The 21,702-nt window shown below is 67.1% G+C and carries 19 protein-coding genes; 5 read left to right on the top strand and 14 right to left on the bottom strand.

The window, feature by feature from the left end:
* Positions 1-155 precede the first annotated feature (155 nt).
* The 3 genes from PCA10_RS02275 (at position 156) to PCA10_RS02265 (ending at position 3,556) form a co-directional block, all read left to right on the top strand.
* Positions 156-2,090, top strand: a complete 1,935-nt coding sequence (locus PCA10_RS02275) for a putative nucleotidyltransferase substrate binding domain-containing protein (protein WP_016490405.1) — start codon at positions 156-158, stop codon at positions 2,088-2,090.
* Complete coding sequence (locus PCA10_RS02270) at positions 2,087-2,791, top strand: 3'-5' exonuclease (RefSeq protein ID WP_016490404.1); 705 nt, start codon at positions 2,087-2,089, stop codon at positions 2,789-2,791. The genes PCA10_RS02275 and PCA10_RS02270 overlap by 4 nt, the downstream gene beginning before the upstream one ends.
* Before the next feature lie 141 nt (positions 2,792-2,932).
* On the top strand, positions 2,933-3,556 hold the full coding sequence (locus PCA10_RS02265) for a glutathione S-transferase (RefSeq protein WP_016490403.1): 624 nt from the start codon (positions 2,933-2,935) through the stop codon (positions 3,554-3,556).
* A 98-nt stretch (positions 3,557-3,654) separates the two neighbouring features.
* Here the strand turns inward: PCA10_RS02265 and PCA10_RS02260 are convergent, their stop codons facing one another.
* From PCA10_RS02260 to PCA10_RS02230, 7 genes are all read right to left on the bottom strand, one after another.
* On the bottom strand, positions 3,655-3,972 hold the full coding sequence (locus PCA10_RS02260; protein WP_016490402.1) for a hypothetical protein: 318 nt from the start codon (positions 3,970-3,972) through the stop codon (positions 3,655-3,657).
* Positions 3,973-3,984: 12 nt separating this feature from the next.
* A complete protein-coding gene (creD, locus tag PCA10_RS02255) occupies positions 3,985-5,334 on the bottom strand; it encodes a cell envelope integrity protein CreD (RefSeq protein WP_016490401.1) in 1,350 nt (449 codons plus the stop codon).
* A 320-nt stretch (positions 5,335-5,654) separates the two neighbouring features.
* On the bottom strand, positions 5,655-6,089 hold the full coding sequence (locus PCA10_RS02250) for a CBS domain-containing protein (RefSeq protein WP_016490400.1): 435 nt from the start codon (positions 6,087-6,089) through the stop codon (positions 5,655-5,657).
* Positions 6,090-6,274: 185 nt separating this feature from the next.
* Entirely contained in the window at positions 6,275-7,705 is a 1,431-nt protein-coding gene (gene creC / locus PCA10_RS02245; RefSeq protein ID WP_016490399.1) for a two-component system sensor histidine kinase CreC, read from the bottom strand.
* A complete protein-coding gene (gene creB / locus PCA10_RS02240; RefSeq protein WP_016490398.1) occupies positions 7,705-8,391 on the bottom strand; it encodes a two-component system response regulator CreB in 687 nt (228 codons plus the stop codon). Before creB ends, creC begins: the two co-directional genes overlap by 1 nt.
* A gap of 69 nt (positions 8,392-8,460) precedes the next feature.
* On the bottom strand, positions 8,461-8,973 hold the full coding sequence (gene rloA2 / locus PCA10_RS02235) for a retropepsin-like aspartic peptidase RloA2 (RefSeq protein WP_016490397.1): 513 nt from the start codon (positions 8,971-8,973) through the stop codon (positions 8,461-8,463).
* Between the two features lie 63 nt (positions 8,974-9,036).
* Entirely contained in the window at positions 9,037-10,278 is a 1,242-nt protein-coding gene (locus PCA10_RS02230) for an HD-GYP domain-containing protein (protein ID WP_041770107.1), read from the bottom strand.
* 153 nt (positions 10,279-10,431) lie between these two features.
* Here PCA10_RS02230 and PCA10_RS02225 point away from each other — a divergent pair, with 153 nt between their 5' ends.
* Positions 10,432-11,325: an acyltransferase gene (locus PCA10_RS02225; RefSeq protein WP_016490395.1), complete on the top strand. Its 894-nt coding sequence runs from the start codon at positions 10,432-10,434 to the stop codon at positions 11,323-11,325.
* Between the two features lie 28 nt (positions 11,326-11,353).
* Here the strand turns inward: PCA10_RS02225 and PCA10_RS02220 are convergent, their stop codons facing one another.
* Positions 11,354-12,037: a DUF2780 domain-containing protein gene (locus tag PCA10_RS02220; protein WP_016490394.1), complete on the bottom strand. Its 684-nt coding sequence runs from the start codon at positions 12,035-12,037 to the stop codon at positions 11,354-11,356.
* A gap of 243 nt (positions 12,038-12,280) precedes the next feature.
* On the opposite strand from PCA10_RS02220, the gene PCA10_RS02215 reads away from it, so the two are divergent.
* Entirely contained in the window at positions 12,281-13,534 is a 1,254-nt protein-coding gene (locus PCA10_RS02215; protein ID WP_016490393.1) for a flavohemoglobin expression-modulating QEGLA motif protein, read from the top strand.
* A 554-nt stretch (positions 13,535-14,088) separates the two neighbouring features.
* Here the strand turns inward: PCA10_RS02215 and fdhA are convergent.
* From fdhA to PCA10_RS02185, 6 genes are all read right to left on the bottom strand, one after another.
* Positions 14,089-15,288 carry a formaldehyde dehydrogenase, glutathione-independent gene (fdhA, locus tag PCA10_RS02210; protein ID WP_016490392.1) on the bottom strand — a complete coding sequence of 400 codons (1,200 nt, stop codon included), beginning with the start codon at positions 15,286-15,288 and terminating at the stop codon, positions 14,089-14,091.
* A gap of 176 nt (positions 15,289-15,464) precedes the next feature.
* Positions 15,465-16,328, bottom strand: a complete 864-nt coding sequence (gene purU / locus PCA10_RS02205) for a formyltetrahydrofolate deformylase (protein ID WP_016490391.1) — start codon at positions 16,326-16,328, stop codon at positions 15,465-15,467.
* Between the two features lie 148 nt (positions 16,329-16,476).
* A complete protein-coding gene (locus PCA10_RS02200; RefSeq protein ID WP_016490390.1) occupies positions 16,477-17,106 on the bottom strand; it encodes a sarcosine oxidase subunit gamma in 630 nt (209 codons plus the stop codon).
* Complete coding sequence (locus PCA10_RS02195) at positions 17,099-20,116, bottom strand: sarcosine oxidase subunit alpha (RefSeq protein ID WP_016490389.1); 3,018 nt, start codon at positions 20,114-20,116, stop codon at positions 17,099-17,101. Before PCA10_RS02195 ends, PCA10_RS02200 begins: the two co-directional genes overlap by 8 nt.
* Complete coding sequence (locus tag PCA10_RS02190) at positions 20,113-20,439, bottom strand: sarcosine oxidase subunit delta (protein ID WP_016490388.1); 327 nt, start codon at positions 20,437-20,439, stop codon at positions 20,113-20,115. Before PCA10_RS02190 ends, PCA10_RS02195 begins: the two co-directional genes overlap by 4 nt.
* A gap of 11 nt (positions 20,440-20,450) precedes the next feature.
* Positions 20,451-21,701, bottom strand: coding sequence for a sarcosine oxidase subunit beta (locus PCA10_RS02185; protein ID WP_016490387.1), 1,251 nt, complete (start codon positions 21,699-21,701; stop codon positions 20,451-20,453).
* Between the last annotated feature and the right edge of the window lies 1 nt (position 21,702).

Raw genomic sequence — 21,702 nt, 5'->3', positions numbered from 1 at the left:
CACGCAAGTTCCCGTACAGAATGCGGCATCCGCCGAACGGTAGCCTTTTGCCCTTGCCTTCCGACGACTTGCCTGTTTTTAGACTTACGTCCAATTTGTGCCGCTGGCTGCCTCGCGCAGCATGAGCCCACTAACAAGAATCAGCAGGCAGGTCCATGAACAAGGCAGACGCCTTTGCCCAGGCCGGCAAGCAGGCAGTGATGCAGAACATCCACGGCACCATGGAGTTCCTGCAGAAGTACCCGCCCTTCAACCAGATGGAAAGCGCCCACCTGGCCTTCCTCGTGGAACATTGCCTGCTGCGCTTCTATGCCGCCGGCGACTCCATCATCAAGCCCCAGGACGGGCCGGTGGAGCACTTCTATATCGTCAAGCAGGGCCGTGTGGTGGGCGAACGGCCCCATTCGGCCCGGCGCGGCACCGAGACCACCTTCGAGATCGCCAGCGGCGAATGCTTCCCCCTGGCCGCCCTGCTCGGCGAGCGCGCGACCCGCACCGAGCACCTGGCCGGCGAAGACACCTTCTGCCTGCTGCTGGGCAAGTCCGCCTTCGTCAAACTGTTCGCCCTGTCCAACCCCTTCCGCGACTTCGCCCTGCGCGGGGTCAGCAGCCTGCTCGACCAGGTCAACCAGCAGGTCCAGCTGCGCGCGGCGGAAACCCTCGGCGCCCAGTACTCCCTGGATACCCGCCTGGGCGAACTGGCGGTGCGCCAGCCCATCGCCTGCCTGGCGGGACTCCCCCTGCGCGACGCCGTGCGGCTGATGCACGAACAGCAGGTGGGTAGCATCGTGATAGTCGACCCCAGGCAACGGCCGCTGGGCATCTTCACCCTGCGCGACCTGCGCCGGGTGATCGCCGACGCCAGCGCCGACCTGGCCCAGCCCATTCGCGACGTGATGACCCAGGCGCCCTTCCACCTGCCACCCGACGCCAGCGCCTTCGACGCCGCGCTGGCCATGACCGAGCGGCACATCGCCCACGTCTGCGTGGTGCATGACGACCGGCTGCTGGGCGTGGTGTCCGAGCGCGACCTGTTCTCCCTGCAGCGGGTCGACCTGGTCCACCTGGCACGCACCATCCGCCACGCCGGCCGGGTCGAGACCCTGGCCGCCCTGCGCGGCGAGATCCAGCGCCTGGTGGACAACATGCTCGCCCACGGCGCCAGCTCCACCCAGATCACCCGCATCATCACCCTGCTCAACGACCACACCGTCTGCCGGGTGATCGAACTGGTGATCGAGGAAATGGGCGACCCCGGCGTACCCTTCACCTGGCTCTGCTTCGGCAGCGAAGGCCGCTGCGAGCAGACCCTGCACACCGACCAGGACAACGGCATCCTCTTCGAGGCGGCCGACGCGGTAGAGGCCGCCGCCATTCGCGGGCGCCTGCTGCCGCTGGCCGAGCGCATCAACCAGGCCCTGGCCCTGTGCGGCTTCGAGCTGTGCAAGGGCGGCATCATGGCGGGCAATCCACAGCTCTGCCTGTCGCGCAGCGAGTGGAGCCGGCGCTTCGCCAGTTTCGTTCGCGAGGCGACGCCGGAGAACCTGCTGGCGTCCTGCATCTACTTCGACCTGCGCGCGGTCTGGGGGCCCATGGAAGGATGCGAGGCGTTGCGTCGGGAGCTGCTGCTGATGGTCGCCGACAACAGCCTGTTCCAGCGCATGATGGCCGAGACCGCCCTGCGCCAGAGACCGCCGGTGGGCCGATTCCGCGATTTCGTGGTGGCCCGCCGGGGCGCCGAGAAGGACACCCTCGACCTCAAGGTGCAGGGCCTCACGCCCTTCGTCGACGGCGCCCGGCTGCTGGCCCTGGCCCACGGCATCGGCGCCTGCAATACCCTGGAACGCCTGCGCCAGCTGGTGGCCCAGGAGGTCGTGGACGCCCTCGACGGCGCCGCCTATGAAGAGGCCTACCACTTCATCCAGCAGACCCGCATGCAGCAGCACCAGCATCAGGCCCGCCAGGGCCTGCCCTACTCCAATCGGCTCGATCCGGACACCCTCAACCACCTGGACCGACGCATCCTGCGCGAGTCCTTCCGTCAGGCCCAGCGCCTGCAATCGAGCCTGGCGCTACGTTATCAACTATGAACGGATTCCCCTGGTTCACCCGCCGCACGCCCCTGGACCCGGTCCTCGCCGACCGCCGCGACCGCCTGCCCGATCCCCAGGCGCTGGACGAACGTCCCCTGCGCCAACAGCGCTTCGTGGTGCTGGACCTGGAAACCAGCGGCCTGAACATGAGCCGAGACCTGGTGCTGTCCATCGGCGCGGTGACCATCGAAGACGGCGCCATCGACCTCGGCAACCAGTTCGAATGCACCCTCCAGCGCGACACCGGCAAGCTGAACGCCAGTGTGCTGATCCACGGCATCGCGCCGAGCGAGCTGGCCGCCGGCGTCGAACCGGTGGAGGCGCTGCTGGGCTTCATGGAGTTCCTCGGCGACAGCCCGTTGCTGGCCTTCCACGCCACCTTCGACCAACGCATGCTCAGCCGCGCCCTCAAGCACGACCTCGACCATCGCCTGCGCCATGGCTTCATGGACATCGCCGAGCTGGCGCCCATGCTCTGTCCCGAGGCCGGCATCCGCAATGGCGGCCTGGACGACTGGGTGGAGCATTTCGGCCTGCAGGTGCAGCAACGCCACAATGCCAGCGCCGATGCCCTGGTCACCGCCGAGATTGCCCTGATCCTCTTCAGCCGCGCTCGTCGCCAGGGCCTGGAGAGCCCCGCCGCGCTGGCCTCGGCCCTCGCCCGCTGGCAACGCCGGCAGCAGGCTCCGGCCCTCTGATCGCGTCGGCGTCGCCACTCCACCGTGAATGCTCTTCGAACCGCTGAGGCCTTCAGCCGCCAGTTCGGCGCCACGAGCCCGGCCCTGGCCCGATGCGGTATAACTGCGCCATTGCTCCCTTGCAGACACTGAGGAACCCGCATGAGCGCCAGCCTGACCCTGTTCTACTCCCCCACCTCGCCCTATGTCCGCAAGGTCATGGTGCTGCTTCATGAAACCGGCCAGCTGGACGCGGTGCGCCTGCACGGCGTGACCCTGACCCCGTTGAACCCCAGCGCCGAGGTCAACGAGCACAACCCCGCCGGCAAGATCCCCGCCCTGCAACTGGCCGACGGCAGCGTGCTGCACGACAGCCGGGTGATCCTCGACTACCTCGACCAGCTGCACGGCGGCGAGCCGCTGATCCCCCGCGAGGGGGCCGCGCGCTGGCGGCGCCTGACCCTGGCCTCCCTGGCCGACGCGGTACTGGATGCCGCCATCCTGGTGCGCTACGAGACCTTCCTGCGGCCCGAGGACAAACGCTGGGACGACTGGGTACTGGGCCAGTGCAACAAGATCGACCGGGCCCTGGCACACTTCGAAAAATCCGCCGACGAACTGGGCCAACGCTTCGATGTGGCAGCCATTGGCGCCGCCTGCGCGCTGGGCTATCTGGACTTCCGCATCACCGACCTGAACTGGCGCCGCGACTACCCCAAGCTCGCCGCCTGGTACTCAAGCGTCGGCCAGCGGTCCTCGCTGCAGGCCACCGCGCCGGCGCCCTGAACGGCCCCGGGGGCGGGGCAGGCTGGCGCTGAACAGCCTGTCCAGCGCCGCCGCCAGCCGCGCCGCCCGTTCCTGATCCTCGCGCAATCCCAGCCAGCTCATTGGCCACCTCCCGCGCGCCGGTACCAGAGCCGGTAGAAGCCCGCCGCCAGCAACAGCGCGCCCTGGCCCAAGGCCGCGCAGAGTTCGAGGAAGGAACGCAGCGCGGCATTCCGCGCCGCGTCCACCAGCCCCGTCAGGCCCTGCCAGAAGCCGCCCGGCAGCGCCCACAGGGCCAGGCTCGCCAGGGGCTTGCCGGTGAACAGCCAGAGCTCGATGACGCCGAACGCACCGGCGAACATCAGGCCGCCCAGCAGCAACACCGCCATCACCAGGCCGAGCAGGAAGCAACCACCGAACTGCATGAGTACGCGCATGCCCGCTCCTCCTCAATTGCCGCTGGCCGGCTGGCCACGGCCAACGCCGTACCAGTCCAGCTTGCGGGTCAGCACCATCACGCAGGCCAGCAGGCCGAACACCAGCAGCGAGCCCATCAGCAGTGCGTAGTCCTCCGCGCGCAGCAGGCCGTAGAGCAGGCCGTAGAGCGCCGCCAGGCCGAGGGTGAAACCGCCGCCGCGCACCCAGCCTTGCAGCACATGGCTGACGTAGAACCCCACCAGCGCCACGCAGGCGGAGGCCGCGATCGCGTAGGCCAGGCTGAAGGGCAGGTGCTCGGAGAGCGACAGCAGCAGCAGGTAGAACAACGCCAGGGCCAGGCCCACCAGGCCGTACTGCACCGGGTGCATGGCAAGGCGCTTGAGCACTTCCATCAGGAAGAAGCCGGCGAAGGTCAGGGCCACGAACAACAGGGCGTACTTGATGGCCCGGTCGGTCTTCAGGTACTGGTCCACCGGGTCGACGAAGCTGACGCCGAACTCCCGCGAGTTGAACTCGTCGCACTGCCCCTCGCCCACGCAGCGGGCCAGCGCCTCCTGCAGGTTGGTGGCGAAGAAGCTGGTCTGCCAGATCGCCGAAAAGCCCTTGGCATCGATGCTGCGCTCGCTGGGCAGGAACTCGCCGATAAAGCTCGGGTGCGGCCAACTGGAACTCAACTCCACCCGCGAATCGCGGCCCACCGGCGTCACGCTGAGCCGGGAAGTGCCCTGCAGCTTGAGCTCGAAGGCGAAATCCAGGCTCTGCGGCGCACCGGCCTGCAGGCTGGCCAGGGGCACGTGCACGCCAGCGCCCAGCAGGCGCTCGTTACTGCCGGGCTGGAAGTCCAGGGACTGGCCGTTGAGGCGGACCTTCAAGGCGTTGCCGATACCACGGATATCGCTGATGCCCACGGCGAGGAAGGGCTGCTCGAAGCGGTAGTCCGCAAGGTTCTCGACGATGCCGTAGTTGGCCGGCAGCAGGATTTCTCCGCTCACCTGGCTGTCGCTCTTGTACAGCCGCGCCGTGTAGATGCCGCGGGCGCGCAGCTCCGTATCCACCGTGCCGGTCAGGTTGAAGCGCTCCGGCAGGAAGTACAGCCGGCTGCTCACCTCGCTCTCCTCCAGCTGGCGCTGGCCGGTCTGCTCGTAGGTCTTCCACTCGCGCACCGTCCGGGTGTAAGGCACCACCAGGATCGGCCCGGTGATGCGCTGGCTGTAGCTGGAACTCTGGGCGATGTTGGCCAGCACGCCATCGCGGGCGGCCTGACGTTCGCCGATCAGGCCATCGATCAGCGTCAGCGGGATCATCAACAGCAGCATCAACAGGGCGATGGTGCCCAGCTTGAATCCGAGGGTTCGGGTCATGGCGACTCTCCTTGTTTGGGATGGGGAGAGTCTGGGCAGCGCCCGAGGTGGGCCTATGGGGGAAATGTGGAGATTGTGTGGGGAATGGGCGGCAGCGATTCTGTGGGGGCGAATTCATTCGCACACAGATGCAGAAATTGTAGGAGCGAGCTCTGCTCGCGAGCAGAGCTCGCTCCTACGGGATACTCGCTCGAATTGGCGTCTCAGCTGTAGGTTGGGCCAAGCGCAGCGCGGCCCAACGAGGTGCGGTGAGGCGGGGGTGTTGGGCTTCGCGTCGCTCAGCCACAACCTACAGGCCCCTAAAGAGTTCGTATCGAGTCCTACGCCCCGCGAATGTACTGCTCCAGGTGCTGGATCAGGCTTTCCTGCTCGGCGGTGATGTCGCGTACCAGGTCGCGGATGGACAGCAGGCCCACCAGCTTGCCGTTGTCCAGCACCGGCAGGTGGCGCAGGTTCTTCTCGGTCATCAGCTGCATGCAGTACTGGTTGCTGTCGCGCGGGGTCACCACGAAGAGGTTGGAGGTCATCACCTCCTCGATGGTGGTGGCGTAGGCGGAGCGCTCCAGGGCGGCCACCCGGCGCACGAAGTCACGCTCGGTGACGATGCCCACCAGTTCGCCGCCCTGCATCACCACCAGGGCGCCGATGTCCTTCTCGGCCATCAGCAGGGCGGCTTCCAGTACGGTGGTCGTGGGCTCGACACCGAACAGGTGGGTGTGGGACTTGGCTCTGAGAATCTCGGCGACGCTTTTCATCCGGCAGCTCCTGAAGGGCCTGTGGTTCTTGTGGTGGAAGCTCGGCGCAACGTAGCTGGCCGAATCAAGAATCAAGCCAAAACCTGATTACAGGGTGGCGACATCCGCCGATGGTCAGGGCGTCGTCCTGCTCAATTTATAGTCGATGGTTGATGCGACCGGTGCCGCCGGGCGGCGGCCGCATGTCAATCCGCGACGGCGGGTAGTCGCAGACGGGCTTCCACGCCGCCCTCGACATTCAGCACGCGCAGTTCACCGCCATGCAGGCCGACCACTTCCTGCACGAAATTGAGGCCAAGGCCCGTGCTCTTGCGCCCCGTTGCGGGGCGCGGAAGGGAATAGAAGCGTTCGGTGAGGCGCGCCAGTGCGAACTCGGGGATGGCCTCGCCCTGGTTGAACACACGCAACTCCAGCCAGTGGCCCTGCCGCTCCGCCGCCAGTCGCAGCGCGCCGCCGGGCGGGGTGAAGTCCAGGGCGTTATCCAGCAGGTTGGCCAGGGCCTGACTGAGCAGGAAACGCTCGCCGACCACGCACTGTCCTGGTGCAATCAGGTTCTCCACCTTGAGGCCCGCGGTTTCGATGCGCGCCGCCTGGGCCTGCAACAGCGCCTCGGCCAACTCGCGCAGCGGCACCGGCACCTGCTCTTCCAGCCCCTGGCGCTGCTCCACCTGGGCCAGATTGAGCAACCGCTCGATCAACTGCTGCACGCGCGCGCCCTCGTTGCCGATATTGGCCACGAAGAGCTGCCGCTGTTCGGCCGGCATATCCCCTTCGAGCAACTCCGCCGCGCCACGGATAGCAGCCAGCGGGCTCTTCAGCTCGTGGGTCAGGGTGTGCACATAGCGTTCGACATAGGCCTTGCCTTCCAATTGGGTGCGCATGCGCTCCACCGCGCTGGCCAGCTGGCGCAGCTCGCCGCCGCTCATGCTCGGCAGCTCCGCCCGCTGGCCCTCGCTCACCGCCTGGGCGTAGTTGCGCAGGCGCCGCAACGAGCGGCTGAGCCACCAGGAAAGCAGCCCGCCCACCAGCAGGCCGAGGACGATCAGCCCGGCGCCGAGCCAGGCCAGGCGCCGCTGGGAACGCTCGATGTAGGGCTGCAGTGAGGCGTTGGGCTTGGCCACCGAGACGACGCCGATGATCCGCTCGCCATCGCGGATGGGCGCGGCCACGTACATCACCGAGGAGTCCGGGTCGTTCGGGTCCGCGCGGGTGGAGCGGGCGCCGTACTGGCCGCGCAGGGTCAGGTAGACGTCGTTCCAGCGCGAGTAGTCCTGGCCCACCGCCACGCCACTGGAGTCCAGCAGCACCCGCCCGGCGGCGTCGGTGACATAGATGCGGTGGTTGACCCGGTTCTTGCGCACGCCCCAGATCTCGGCCTCCGGCTGGCGTTCGCCATAGGCCTTGAGCAGCTCGGGCAGACGGCCCTGGTCGAGGGTGCCGGTGCGGACGTCTTCCTTGAGGATCTCCGCCAGCAGGTTGGCGGTATCCACCAGGGTTTCCTCGGTGGACTGGCGCACGCCGGGACGGATTTCCTCCATCACCGTACTGAGCACGAACCAGCCGGCCAGGCCGACGAAGAGGAAGCACACCAGGAAGATGCGTATGCCCAGTGGCATCAGGCGTGGTCCGGCGAGTAGCTGTAGCCCAGGCCGCGATGGGTCTGGATCGGCTCGGCGGCGGGCGCCACCTGGCGCAGCTTGGCCCGCAGGCTCTTGATGTGGCTGTCGATGTTGCGTTCGTAGCCCGCGTCGGCGGCCACCCCCAGGGCATCCAGCAGCTGCTCGCGGCTGAACACCCGCTCGGGTTGCGCCAGCAGGGCCTGCAACAGGCGGAATTCGTGGCGGGTCAGCGCCAGCAACTGCCCGTGGTAGTGGATGCGCACGCGCTCGGCATCCACCTGGAAGGGGCCGTCGGAAGCCGCGCCGGGCGCCTCCGCGCGGGGTGCCGTTCGCTTGAGGATGGCGCGCACCCGCGCGGCCACTTCACGAGGGCTGAAGGGCTTGACCACATAGTCGTCGGCGCCGATTTCCAGGCCCACCACCCGGTCGATCTCCGCGTTGCGCGCGGTAAGGAACAGCACCGGCACCTCGGAGAAACGCCGCAGCGCCTTGCACAGCTCGAAGCCACTGGTGTCGGGCAGGCCCACGTCCAGTATCACCAGGTCCACCGTGCCCTGGCGCAACAGCTCCAGCGCCGGGCCGCCCAGGCTCAGCCAGGTGGTGGCGTTGCCATCGGCCTCGAGGGCGTAGACCAGGGTGTCGGCAATGGCGGATTCATCTTCGACGATGAGGATGTGCGGCATGGGCGTCCCGGCTCATGGAAATGGGAGGGACGTTGCCCCAAGGCACGCACTCCGTCAATCAGGCGCCGGTCAGCATTGCGGCTTGCCGGCGGTGAACTTGCGGCCCGGGTACACGGCGGCCTTGAACTCACGCAGGGCCTTGGCGCCGATCAGCAGCGGGTAGTTGAAGCTGGAGCGGTCGGTGAGGTTGACCTCGACCGTGCGCTTGGTCCCGCCCAGGCACATTTCCAGGTCCACCACCGGGCGCTTGGAAATCTCCGCGCTGGGCGCCTCGTCTTCCTCGCCCAGCTCGTCGGCGCGGTTCTTGATCTTGCTCATGCGCGACAGGCGATGTTCAAAGAGAGTGTCGTCGGCATCCTTGGCTGCCACGCGGAAGCGCACCCACTCCTCGCCATCGCGCTTGAACAGCTCGATGTCCTTGGCCGACAGCGATGCGGTCAGGGCGCCGGTGTCCATCTTCGCCTTCAGGGTCTGGCCGATTTCCGGCAGGCGAACGTATTCGTAGCGGCCGTAGAGGGTGGGCTCCTTGGCGGCGACGGCGGGCAGCGCCACCAGGGCGAGCAGGGCAATCAGGGGTTTCAACGCAGCATCTCCTGGTTGAGGGGGTAAGTTTCTCGGACTGGCGGGACGCTCAATGGTTCGCCATCAATCGAACAGGGCGCCGCGACCGATGGTCACGCCACTCCAGAGTTCATCGAGCTTCTTGAAGCCCCAGTCCTCCGGCGACTCGCGGCTTTCGATGCGGTCGCCCCTGGACAGGTCGATCACTTCCTGGGGGATGGGCAGCTGGGAGCGCGCCGAGAAGAAGACCTTCACGAGCGGGGTCAGCAGCGATTGCGGGTGCTGCTCCAGGACAACTCCGAGGCGGCCGCTTTCCAGGCGCACCAGGGAGCCGGTGGGGTAGATGCCGATGGATTTGACGAAGGCCTGGAACAGATGCGGATCGAAGTGGCCACGGGTCCACTCGGCCATCTTGCGCACCGCCTCGGCGGGGCTCCAGCCTTTCTTGTAGGGGCGGTCGGAGGTGATGGCGTCATACACGTCGCAGATCGCCCCCATGCGCGCCAGCACGCTGATCTGCTCACCCGCCAGGCGATGAGGGTAACCCGAGCCGTCGTACTTCTCGTGGTGATGCAGGCAGACATCCAGCACCGCCGCGCTGACCTGGCGGCTGTCCAGCAGGATGCGCGCGCCGGCCGTGGGGTGCTTGCGCACCTCGGCGAATTCGCCATCGGACAGCTTGCCCGGCTTGTTCAGCAACTCGAGCGGCACCGCCATCTTGCCGATGTCGTGCAGCAGGCCGGCGAGGCCCGCCTCGCGCACCTCTGCCTCGCCCATGGCCAGCTGGCGCGCCAGGGCCACCATCAGGGCGCAGACCGCCACCGAGTGCATGTAGGTGTATTCGTCGCTGGTCTTCAGCCGCGCCAGGCTGATCAGGGCATTGGGATGGCGGATCACCGATTCGGTGATCTGCTCCACCAGCAGGTGGGCCTCGGCCATCTCCACCACGTGCCCGAGACGGACATCGTTGAACATCGCCATCACCGCCTGCTTGGAGCGGGCGCACAGGCGCAGGGCGCGGCCCATTTCCTCGTCCAGGCTGACCCTGGTGGGATTCGGCGCCGGCGGCGGTTCGACATCCGCCGACTGCAGCTGGCTCTCGGCCTGCGCCTCGACTTCCTCGGCGCTTTCCCCTGCCGCCACGTCCAGGCCCTTGGCGGTGTCGATCCAGACCTCCCCCACGGCGCTATCGAGGATGCGCTGCAGGTCCTTGGCATTGGCAAGCAGGAAGCTGGTCTTCCAGAACGGATGGTCCATCCAGGAGCCACAGAGTTCCTGGATGTACATACCGATCCGCAGGTCGGTCACGACAATTCGTTTGAGCACGACGGGTACGCTAGGCAGGCGATATCAGGACGACAGCATAATCCACCTGGGCCGGGGCCAGGCAAGCGCCCGTAGCGCCGGCCGACCGCTCGTCGCACGGGCAACGTCTGGGTATCATGGCGCGGACTCAAACGGACGAGGAGCCAAGGACCCATGCGGGCATTGCTGACCGGACTCGCCACCACCCTGTTGCTGTTGCTCAACACCCTGGCCCTGATCGGCCCCATGCTGGCCGTCGCCCTGCTCAAGCTGATCCTGCCCGGCCAGGCCCTGCGCGACGCCTGTTCACGCACGGTGATGTGGATCGCCGAAGCCTGGGCGGAGAACTGCAAGCGGGTCTTCGCCGTCTTCACCCCCACCCACTGGGATATCCGCGGCGGCGACGGGCTGCGCCGCGACACCTCCTACCTGGTCATCAGCAATCACCAGTCCTGGGTGGACATCCCGGCGCTGGTCCAGGCGTTCAACCGCAAGGCGCCCTACTTCAAGTTCTTCCTCAAGAAGGAGCTGATCTGGGTGCCCTTGCTGGGCCTGGCGTTCTGGGCCCTGGACTACCCCTTCATGAAGCGCTACAGCAAGGCCTTCCTGGAAAAGCACCCGGAGATGAAGGGCAAGGACCTGGAGATCACCCGTGCCGCCTGCGAGAAGTTCAAGCGCATGCCGGTGACCGTGGTGAACTACCTGGAGGGCACCCGCTTCACCCCGGCCAAGCATGCCAACCAGGGCTCGCCCTACCGCCACCTGCTCAAGCCCAAGGCCGGTGGCGTGGCCTTCGTCCTGGCGGCCCTGGGCGAGCAGCTGGACGCCATCCTCGACGTCACCCTGGCCTACCCCGGCGAGGGCGTGCCCGGCTTCTGGGCGCTGCTCAGCGGCCAGGTGCCGCGCGTGATCGTGGACATCCAGACCCGCGAGCTGGACCCGGCCCTGTGGCAGGGCGACTACGAGAACGACGGGGAATTTCGCCAATACCTGCAGGCCTGGGTCAGCCGGCTCTGGCAGGAGAAGGATGCGCGCGTCGCAGCGCTGCGCGCGGAACTGCAGGGGTAGGCGCGCGGGCACCTACCCCCCTTGCGAATCAGGTCGACAGGCCGCTCACCGCCGGTTGCAGCGGTAGTACCGGCTGTGCCGGCGCCTGCTGGACCGGGGTCTGCTGCACGGGCGCTTGCTGCAGCCCCGGGGTGACCGGCGGCACGGTCCACTTCCAGAGGTTGCCCAGGTTTTGCAGCAGGTTCTCGGCCAGGCCCTGCTGACCGAGGAAGGACAGGATCAGCGGAGCGAACTGGCCGATCAGGCCGCTATCCATGCCCAGCGAACCGAAGGCCTGGCTGACATCCGCCATACTGTTCATCTGCTGCCCGGCAAGCACGCCGGGCTGGCCGCCCAGGGCAGTGCCCGCCTGCTGGCCGAGCAGGCCGCCGATGCTGCTCAGCAGGCCCTGGGTGTTGGGGTCGGTGAGCATGCCGACGCCCGGCACCGCCTGGTCCAACTGAGAGAACTGCTCGGCCGGCAGATTGTTGCGTGCCAGGCCGAACAGCGCAGCGGCACCGCCGATGGCCTGCTCCGGGGTGATATTCAACTGGCCGCCCAGTTGCTCCAGCAGCGCCGCCGACTCCGCCGGCGCAATACCCGGCGCCTTCTCTTCCTGGCCCGCGCCACTCGCGGCAGCGGCGGCAACGACATCGCCCAGGGTAACGGCGAACACCGGGCTGGCGGCCAGGCTGAGCAGGACGGCCAGGGTCAGGCTACGGGGACTGTGCATAGGAGGACCTCGAGAATGAATCCGAACCGGAACACTGCGTACCGGACGGTGAGCGGAAGCTCGTGTCTGTGACAGCGGCGGCGGGCCGCGTGTTCCCCGCCTCCTGTCGGCGCTGTTCAGTACGTAGGATGTGGTTGAGCGAAGCGAAACCCATCACCGCGAATTGATGGGTTTCGCAGGCTCTACCCATCCTACGGTGCCCCTGGGCTAGCCTTGAAAGACCAGACTTCAGGTTCCGCCGCCATGAACGAAACCCGCCTTGTCGAACTGGACGCCGCCCTCCCCCGCCTGGCGCGCAAGATTCGCGTGCTGGAGGCCATCGCCTGGCCGGACGGTATCGAGGAGCGCTTCCTCGCCGACTGGCGCGCTGGCCATCCAAGGCTCCCGGAGGTGCGGCTCGAACCCCGGGATCACTACGCAGAGATCAATGCCCTGGAAACCCTTGCCGGGCAGTGCGACGAGGGCCACCCCGCCGGTACCTTCCTCGCCGCCACCGCGCGCAGCTACGCCTGCGCCGGGCGCATGCTCGGCGGCATCGGCACGCCGGCCTTCAGTGAGTATTCCTCGCGCCTCTACCAGCGCCCCGACCATTACTACGAGCGGCAGAGAATGACGCCCCTGGTCGCGGCGCGTTTCTTCCTCGACACCACCGACGCCCTGCTGGACAACCGCAGCATTCCCGCCACCGAGGCGACCATCCCGGCGGAGGACTTCGCCGCCTGGATGCGCACCGAGGTGGACGCCTTCTTCGGCCCCGACCAGGTCAAGGTGGTAGTGGACCCGGACCTCGCCTCCAAGGCCATCGCCGGCGCCACCCGCATCCGCCTGCGCGCCTCGGCGCGTTTTTCCGAATTGGACAAGGCCCAGTTGCTGCAACACGAGGCCTTCGTGCATGTCGCCACCGCGCTGAACGGCCGTGCGCAACCGCACCTGACCAGCCTGGCCCTGGGTTCGCCGCGCACCACCCAGACCCAGGAAGGTATCGCCATGCTTGCCGAGCTGCTCACCGGCAGCATCGACATCCAGCGCCTGCGCCGTGTCGCCCTGCGGGTGGTGGCGGTGCAGCAGGCCCTGGACGGCGCCGACTTCATCGAGGTGTTCCAGGGTTTCCTCGACGCAGGGCAAAGCGAGGAGGAATCCTTCCGCTCCACCCAACGGGTGTTCAGGGGCGCCGATGTGCGCGGTGGCGGTGCCTTCACCAAGGACGCCTGCTACGTGATCGGCATGCTCGGGGTACACACCCTGCTGCGGGTGGCGGTGCGCGATAACCGCCCGGAACTGCTGCGCCAGCTGTTCGCCGGACGCATGAGCGCGGGCGATGTGGTGCGCCTGGCGCCGCTGTTCGAATCCGGCTGGCTGCAGCAACCGCGCTACGTCCCACCCTGGGCCGCCGACCTGCGTCGCCTGGCGGCCGCCCTGGCCTTCTCCGCCTTCGTCGGGCGGATCAATCTGGAGGTGGTGGACCTGGAACGGTTCGTGGAGCTCGAGGAGGAATAAACTCGCCCTGGCTCTTCGTTGGGGGCGAACTCATTCGCCAAGCAGGCCGCAGGTCTGCCCTCTGAGGCCGATGGGGCTGCTGCGCGGCCCTTGGCGAGTAAACATCCACGTTCGTAGAACATGGACTTGCTTTTGGCCCCCTGGAAGGGGGCATCTCGGTGCCGCCTGGCAATTCGTAGCCCGGAGGAAATCCGAGAGCGCTGGCAGAACTTTTCCCTGAGCTCTTCCTCGCGACGAAACTGACCACCGCGACGCAGCAACGTAGGATGGGTTGAGCGAAGCGATACCCATGCTGTGCGCGGGCGCTGATGGGTATCGCTTCGCTCAACCACATCCTACAACCGTCATCCTGGTAGCCAGGCAGCTCAATCGTCACACGCAGAGCCGATGACTCATGACCACGTCCTAAGGACGTGGTTTCCCGAGTTCAAATGAATTCGCCCCTACAAGAACTCCGCCCGCCATGCGGAGGATAAAAAAAGGGACCCCGAAGGGCCCCTTGAGGGACAGACGCCGCGGCTGTCACATCGCGGCGTCGGGGGTCTTGCGAACGATCAGGCCGCGCTGAAGGTCTTGTGCGGGTCGATGACGAATTTCTTCGGCACGCCGGCATCGAACTCGCCGTAGCCACGGGGCGCGTCGTCCAGGCTGATGACCTGCACACCCACCACTTCGGCGATGTTGATGCGGTCCCACATGATCGCTTGCATGAGCGCGCGGTTGTACTTCATCACCGGGGTCTGGCCGGTGTGGAAGCTGTGGGATTTCGCCCAACCGAGGCCGAAGCGGATGCTCAGGGCACCGATCTTCGCGGCGGCGTCCACCGCGCCCGGGTCTTCGGTGACGTAGAGGCCGGGGATACCGATCTTGCCGGCCACGCGGGTGACCTGCATCAGCGAGTTGAGCACGGTGGCCGGCGCCTCGTGCTGCGCACCGGAGTGGCCGTGGCCACGGGCCTCGAAGCCCACCGCGTCGACGGCGCAATCCACTTCCGGCTCGCCCAGCAGGGCGGCGATCTGCTCGTGCAGCGGGGTGTCCAGGGACAGGTCGGCGATCTCGAAGCCGACGGCCTTGGCATGGGCCAGGCGCACCGGGTTCACATCACCCACGATGACCACCGCGGCGCCCAGCAGGCGGGCGGAAGCGGCGGCGGCCAGACCCACGGGGCCGGCACCGGCGACGTAGACGGTGCTGCCCGGGCCGACGCCGGCGGTGACCGCGCCGTGGTAGCCGGTGGGCAGGATGTCGGAGAGGCAGGTCAGGTCACGGATCTTCTCCATGGCCTTGTCGCGGTCCGGCAGTTTCAGCAGGTTGAAGTCGGCGTAGGGTACCAGCACGTATTCGGCCTGGCCGCCGGTCCAGTCGCCCATGTCGACGTAGCCATAGGCGCCGCCGGCGCGGGCCGGGTTGACGGTGAGGCAGACGCCGGTGTGCTGTTCCTTGCAGGAACGGCAACGGCCGCAGGCCACGTTGAACGGCACGGAAACCAGGTCGCCGATCTTCAGGTTTTCCACGTCGCTGCCCTTCTCGATCACCTCGCCGGTGATCTCGTGGCCGAGCACCAGGCCGACCTGGGCGGTGGTACGACCACGCACCATGTGCTGGTCGGAACCGCAGATGTTGGTGGAAACGACTTTCAGGATCACCCCGTGTTCGATCTTCTTGCCGCGGGGGTCCTGCATCTTCGGATAGTCGATCTTCTGCACTTCGACCTTGCCCGAACCGAGATAAACGACACCACGATTACCAGACATGCGTAATTCTCCGTTGTTGTTGTGAACACAAAGGCGCGACCTTCGGCCACGCGGCCTTGTACTGGAGCTTGCGTCTGTTGCCGGACACCGCCGGTGAAACCTGGCAGGGCGGGTTCCGTGAAATAGGGTGCGCCATGCGCACCGAAGCAGCCCGGATGCAATCCGGGGAGTGGCACTCAGGCGTTGAGCACCACCGTACGGTTGGCGTTGAGGAACACCCGTCGCTCGATGTGGTAGCCCACGGCCTTGGCCAGGGTCAGGCACTCGATGTCACGACCCTTGGCGATCAGGTCTTCGGGGTAGTGGGCGTGGTCCACCGACTCGACGCCCTGGGCGATGATCGGGCCTTCGTCCAGGTCGTTATTGATGTAATGCGCCGTCGCGCCCACCAGCTTGACGCCCTTCTGGTAGGCCTGGTGGTAGGGCTTGGCGCCCTTGAAGCCGGGCAGCAGGGAGTGGTGGATGTTGATCGCCCAGCCATCGAGGCGCTTGCACAGCTCGGGCGAGAGCACCTGCATGTAGCGGGCGAGCACCACCAGTTCGGCGCCGCTCACCTCGATCACCTGCAGCACCCGGCGCTCCTGGGCCGGCTTGTCATTGGGGTCGAGGGGGAAATGGTGGTAGGGAATCCCGTGCCAGCGGGCCAGGGGTTCCAGGTCCGGGTGGTTGGACACCACCGCCACCACGTCCATGGCCAGTTGGCCGATGCGTTGGCGATAGAGCAGATCGTTCAGGCAGTGGTCGGCCTTGGAGACCATCAGCACCACCTTGGCGCGATAGCCCGGTGGGGTCAGCTCCACGTCCATGTCGAAGGGCGCCAGGCGCTCGGCGAGGCCGGCGCGGAAGGCCTGCTCGTCGAAACCGTCCGGCTGGCGGAACTCGACGCGGATGAAGAAGCGCGAGGACAGCCGGTCATCGAAGGAATGGTGCTCGGTGACGTAGCAATGCTGCTCGAAGAGGAAGCGCGTCACCGCGTCCACCGTGCCGAGCACGCTCGGGCAGTGGGCGGTGAGGATCCAGGTATCGGGTGTGCGGCTCATCTCGATCTCCAGGGGCGCAACAACGTAGGTTGGTGCTGAGCTTGCGAAGCCCAACAAGGAGCGCATGGCGCTCCCTGAGGTCCTTCCGGGGCCGGTATCGTTGGGCTTCGCTCCGCTCTGCGCCAACCTACCAGGGGCCCCGTGCCGATCAGGCCTTCACCGCCAACCCGTACTCGGCGCTGGCGTCCTGCAGCCAGAGCCAGATGTAGTCGGCGAAGCTGCGGCGTACCAGCAGCTCCCAGGTTTCCTCGCCGGTGTGGCGGATCACCAGCTGCGACTTGGCGAAGTTGCTGCCCACGGCCTTGCCCACCGGGAAGTTGCTCGGGTGCACGTCGTAGGAGGTGGACTTCATCAGCACCTCGCGGGCCTTGGCCCCGGAGAGCTCGAGAATGGTCTGGCCGCCGCTGACGTTGACCACCGAGATGTGCTGGCCATCCAGGGCCTTGCGCAGGCGCTGCTCGACCTCGAACTCGGTGCCGCCCGGAACGATCAGCAGCCACTCGTCCGGCCCCAGCCACTGCAGCGAGGTGTCGCCGCTGGCCACCAGGGTCAGGGCCACCGGCAGCTCCAGGCCGAGGGCGCTGTGCACGCCGCCGGCGAAGGCCGCGTCCTTGGCGTCACCACGGATCACCAGGTGGCCGAGGAGTTTCTTCTCGCGCAGGACCACGCCCGCGCTGCTCTTGCCCTTGCGCGCCAGTTCGTCGAGGCCGGCATGGAACAGCGGCGATTCGGCATGGGCGGCGTCGGGACGCTGTTTGTAGACGTTCACGTTAGACATTCTGGCGGTCCCCTTTCGGGTCATAGAACACGGAGCTGCAGATTTCGGCTTCGATCACGCTGCCATCGGCCAGCGGTGCGAAGACGCGTTCGCCGATGCGCTTGAGGCCACCCTTGACCACGGCCAGGGCGAAGGAATAGCCCATGGAGGCACTCATGTAGCTGGAGGTGACGTGGCCGACCATCTTCATCGGGATGGACTGCTTCGGATCGAACACCAGCTGGGCGCCTTCCGGCAGTACCAGGTTCGGGTCGATGGGTTTCAGGCCCACCAGCTGCTTGCGGTCGTCGCGCAGGCAGTCCTCGCGGTTCATGCCGCGCCAGCCGATGAAGGAGAAGGCCTTGTTGCGGCCCACCGCCCAACCCATGTTGAGGTCGTCCGGGGTCACCGAGCCGTCGGTGTCCTGGCCGACGATGATGAAGCCCTTCTCGGCCCGCAGCACGTGCATGGTCTCGGTGCCGTAGGGGGTCAGGTTGTACTTCTTGCCCGCCTCGACGACCTTCTCCCACACGCCCAGGGCGTAGTCGGCCTGCACGTTGACTTCGTAGCTCAGCTCACCGGTGAAGGAGATGCGGAACACCCGCGCCGGCACGCCGCCCACCAGGCCTTCCTTCCAGCTCATGAAGGGGAAGGCGTCCTTGTCCAGGTCGATGTCGGTGACCTCGGCCAGCAGCTTGCGGCTGTTGGGACCGGACAGGGTCATGGTGGCCCAGTGGTCGGTGACCGAGGTGAAGTACACCTTCAGCTCCGGCCATTCGGTCTGGTGGTAGATCTCCAGCCATTCCATCACGCGGGCGGCACCGCCGGTGGTGGTGGTCATGACGAAGTGGTTGTCGCCGATGCAGGCGGTCACGCCGTCGTCGAAGACCATGCCGTCTTCCTTGCACATCAGGCCGTAGCGGGCCTTGCCCACGTCCAGCTTGGTCCAGGCGTTGGTGTAGACGCGGTTGAGGAACTCGCGGGCGTCCGGGCCCTGGATGTCGATCTTGCCCAGGGTGGAGGCGTCGAGAATGCCCACGCTGTCACGCACGGCCTTGCATTCGCGGGCCACGGCGGCGTGCAGGTCCTCGCCGCGCTTGGGGAAGTACCAGGGGCGCTTCCACTGGCCGACGTCCTCGAACTCCGCGCCCTGCTCCAGGTGCCAGCGGTGCATGGCGGTGTAGCGCTTGGGCTCGAACAGCGCACCGCAGTGGCGGCCGGCGACGGCGCCGAAGGTCACCGGGGTGTAGTTCGGGCGGAACATGGTGGTGCCCATCTGGGCGATGCTGATGCCCATCGAACGGGCGGCGATGGCCAGGCCGTTGATGTTGCCCAGCTTGCCCTGGTCAGTACCGAAGCCCAGCGCGGTGTAGCGCTTGACGTGCTCGACCGACTCGAAGCCCTCGCGGGTGGCCAGCTCGATACCGGCGGAGGTGACGTCATTCTGCAGGTCGACGAATTGCTTCGGCGCACGGGAGGTGGACTTGTCGTGGGGCACCTGGAACAGCGCCACCGCGGCTTCCTCATTGCGTTTCTGGGTCTTCGGCAGGTTGCCTTCGACCGCCTTGTAGCCGGCTTCGGCGGCGGCCTTGGCGCCCGCCTCGAAGCCATCGGCCAGGGCGTCACCGAGGCCGAACACGCCATTCACGGCGCCGGCGCAGATACGCTTCTGGAAGCCTTCACCGGGGACGAAGGCGAGGATGTCTTCACGCCAGGTCGGCTTGCCGCCCAGGTGCGAGGCCAGGTGCACCACCGGGCTGTAGCCGCCGGAGCTGACGATCAGGTCGCAGTCCACCACTTCGCCGGGGCTGGTGACCTTGTGGTTCTTCAGGTCGATGGCGCAGATCCGCGCACCGGTGACCCGCTTGCTGCCACGGGCCTCGACCACGGCGCTGCCGGTGAGGATGCGCACGCCACGGGCGCGGGCTTCTTCCACCCAGGCACCACGGGGGTTGCTGCGGGCGTCGGCCACGGCCACCACTTGCTGCCCGGCGTCGAGCCAGTCCAGCACCACGCGGTAGGCGTAGTCGTTGCTGGTGGACAACACCAGTTGGCGACCCGGCGCCACGCCGTAGCGGTTGACGTAGGTGGACACGGCGCCGGCGAGCATGTTGCCCGGCACGTCGTTGTTGGAATACACCAGCGGACGCTCGTGGGCGCCGGCGGCCAGCACCACGCGCTTGGCGCGGACGCGGTGGACACGATGGCGAGCCTGGCCACGGGGGGCGACTTCGCCCAGGTGGTCGGTCAGGCGCTGGTGGATGGTGAGGAAGTTGTGGTCGTGGTAGCCGTTCACCGTGGCGCGCGGCAGCAGGGTCACCTCCGCCATGGACTGCAGCTCGGCGATGGCCCTGGCGGCCCACTCGGCGGCGGGCTTGCCGTCCAGGGTTTCGCGGGTATCCAGCAGGCTGCCGCCGAATTCTTCCTGCTCGTCGGCGAGGATCACCCGGGCGCCGCTGCGGCCGGCGGCCAGTGCGGCGGCGAGGCCCGCGGGGCCGGCACCGACCACCAGCACGTCGCAGTGCTGGTTCAGGTGGTCGTAGATGTCCGGGTCGACTTCGGTGGGCGCACGGCCGAGGCCGGCGGCCTTGCGGATGTACTTCTCGTAGGTCAGCCAGAGGTTCTGCGGGTACATGAAGGTCTTGTAGTAGAACCCGGGCGGCATCATGCCGCCGCCGACCTTGCCGAGGATGCCCATCAGGTCGTTGTCCACGCTCGGCCAGCCATTGGTGCTGGCGGCCGCCAGGCCCGCGTAGAGGGCCTGCTGGGTGGCGCGCACGTTGGGCACCTGGGTGCTTTCGCTGGAGCCGATCTGCAGCACGGCGTTGGGCTCTTCCGCGCCGGCGGCGACGATGCCGCGCGGACGGGAGTACTTGAAGCTGCGGCCGATGATGTCGACGCCGTTGGCCAGCAGGGCGGCGGCCAGGGTGTCGCCCGCATAGCCCTGGTAGTTCTGGCCGTTGAAGGTGAAGGTCAGCGGCTGGCTGCGATCGACGCGGCCGCCCTTGGGAAGACGGTTGACCTGGCTCATGCCGTTACTCCTGCGGTCGCGGCTTTCTTCTCGCCGACGGTGGCTTCGGTGACGCTGGGCTTCTCACCGATCTTGTAGGTTTCGAGGATCTCGTAGCTCACGGTGTGGCGCGTGGCGTTGAAGTACTGGCGGCAGCCCGCCGAGTGCACCCACAGCTCGTGGTGGATGCCGCGCGGGTTGTCGCGGAAGAAGATGTAGTCGCCCCACTCTTCGTCGGTGCAGCTGTTGGGGTCCAGGGGGCGCGGGATGTGCGCCTGGCCCTTGGCGTGGAATTCCTCTTCGGAGCGCAGCTCCCCGCAATGAGGGCAGAAGATATGCAGCATGGCGGGTCTCCTTAGTGAGCCACGGCAGCGGCGCCGTGCTCGTCGATCAGTGCGCCGTTGTGGAAACGTTCGATGGAGAAGGGCTGGGCCAGCGGGTGCATCTCGCCGCGCGCCAGGCTCGCCGCGAAGACGTGGCCCGAGCCGGGGGTGGCCTTGAAGCCGCCGGTGCCCCAGCCGCAGTTGAAGAACAGGTTCTTCACCGGGGTCTTGGCGATGATCGGGCAGGCGTCCGGGGTGGTGTCGACGATGCCGCCCCACTGGCGGTTCATGCGCACGCGGGAGAGCACCGGGAACATCTCCACGATGGCCTGCAGGGTGTGCTCGATGGTGCCGTAGGAGCCACGCTGCCCGTAGCCGTTGTAGCCGTCGATGCCGGCGCCGATGACCAGGTCGCCCTTGTCCGACTGGCTGATGTAGCCATGCACGGCGTTGGACATGATCACGCTATGGATGACCGGCTTGATCGGCTCGGACACCAGGGCCTGCAGCGGGTGGGATTCCAGCGGCAGGCGGAAGCCGGCCAGCTTGGCCATGTGCCCGGAGTTGCCGGCGGTGACCACGCCGACGCGCTTGGCGCCGATGAAGCCACGGTTGGTTTCGACACCGATCACCGCGCCGTCCTGCTTGCGGAAGCCGATCACTTCGGTGTTCTGCAGGAGGTCCACGCCCAGGGCGTCGGCGGCGCGGGCATAGCCCCAGGCCACGGCATCGTGACGGGCCACGCCGCCGCGACGCTGCACGGTGGAACCCATGATCGGGTAGCGGGTGTTCTTGCTGCAGTCGAGGTAGGGGATCTCCTCGGCTACCTGCTTGGCGTCCAGCAGCTCGCCATCCACGCCGTTGAGGCGGTTGGCGTTGACCCGGCGCGCCGAGTCACGCATGTCCTGCAGGGTGTGGCAGAGGTTGTAGACGCCACGCTGGGAGAACATGACGTTGTAGTTCAGGTCCTGGGACAGGCCTTCCCAGAGTTTCATGGCGTGCTCGTACAGCTGCGCCGCCTCGTCCCACAGGTAGTTGGAGCGGACGATGGTGGTGTTGCGCGCGGTGTTGCCGCCGCCCAGCCAGCCCTTCTCCACCACCGCGACGTTCTTCACGCCGAATTCCTTGGCCAGGTAATAGGCGGTGGCCAGGCCGTGGCCGCCGCCGCCGACGATGATCACGTCATAGACCGGCTTCGGCGTCGGGTTTCGCCACATGCGTTGCCAGTTTTCATGATGGCTGAGGGAGTGCTTGAACAGACCGAAGCCGGAATAGCGTTGCATG

The sequence above is a fragment of the Pseudomonas resinovorans NBRC 106553 genome (assembly GCF_000412695.1).
Taxonomy (GTDB): domain Bacteria; phylum Pseudomonadota; class Gammaproteobacteria; order Pseudomonadales; family Pseudomonadaceae; genus Metapseudomonas; species Metapseudomonas resinovorans_A.
The sequence above is the reverse complement of the archived record's forward strand: the minus strand, read 5'-3'. Positions and strand labels throughout refer to the sequence as shown.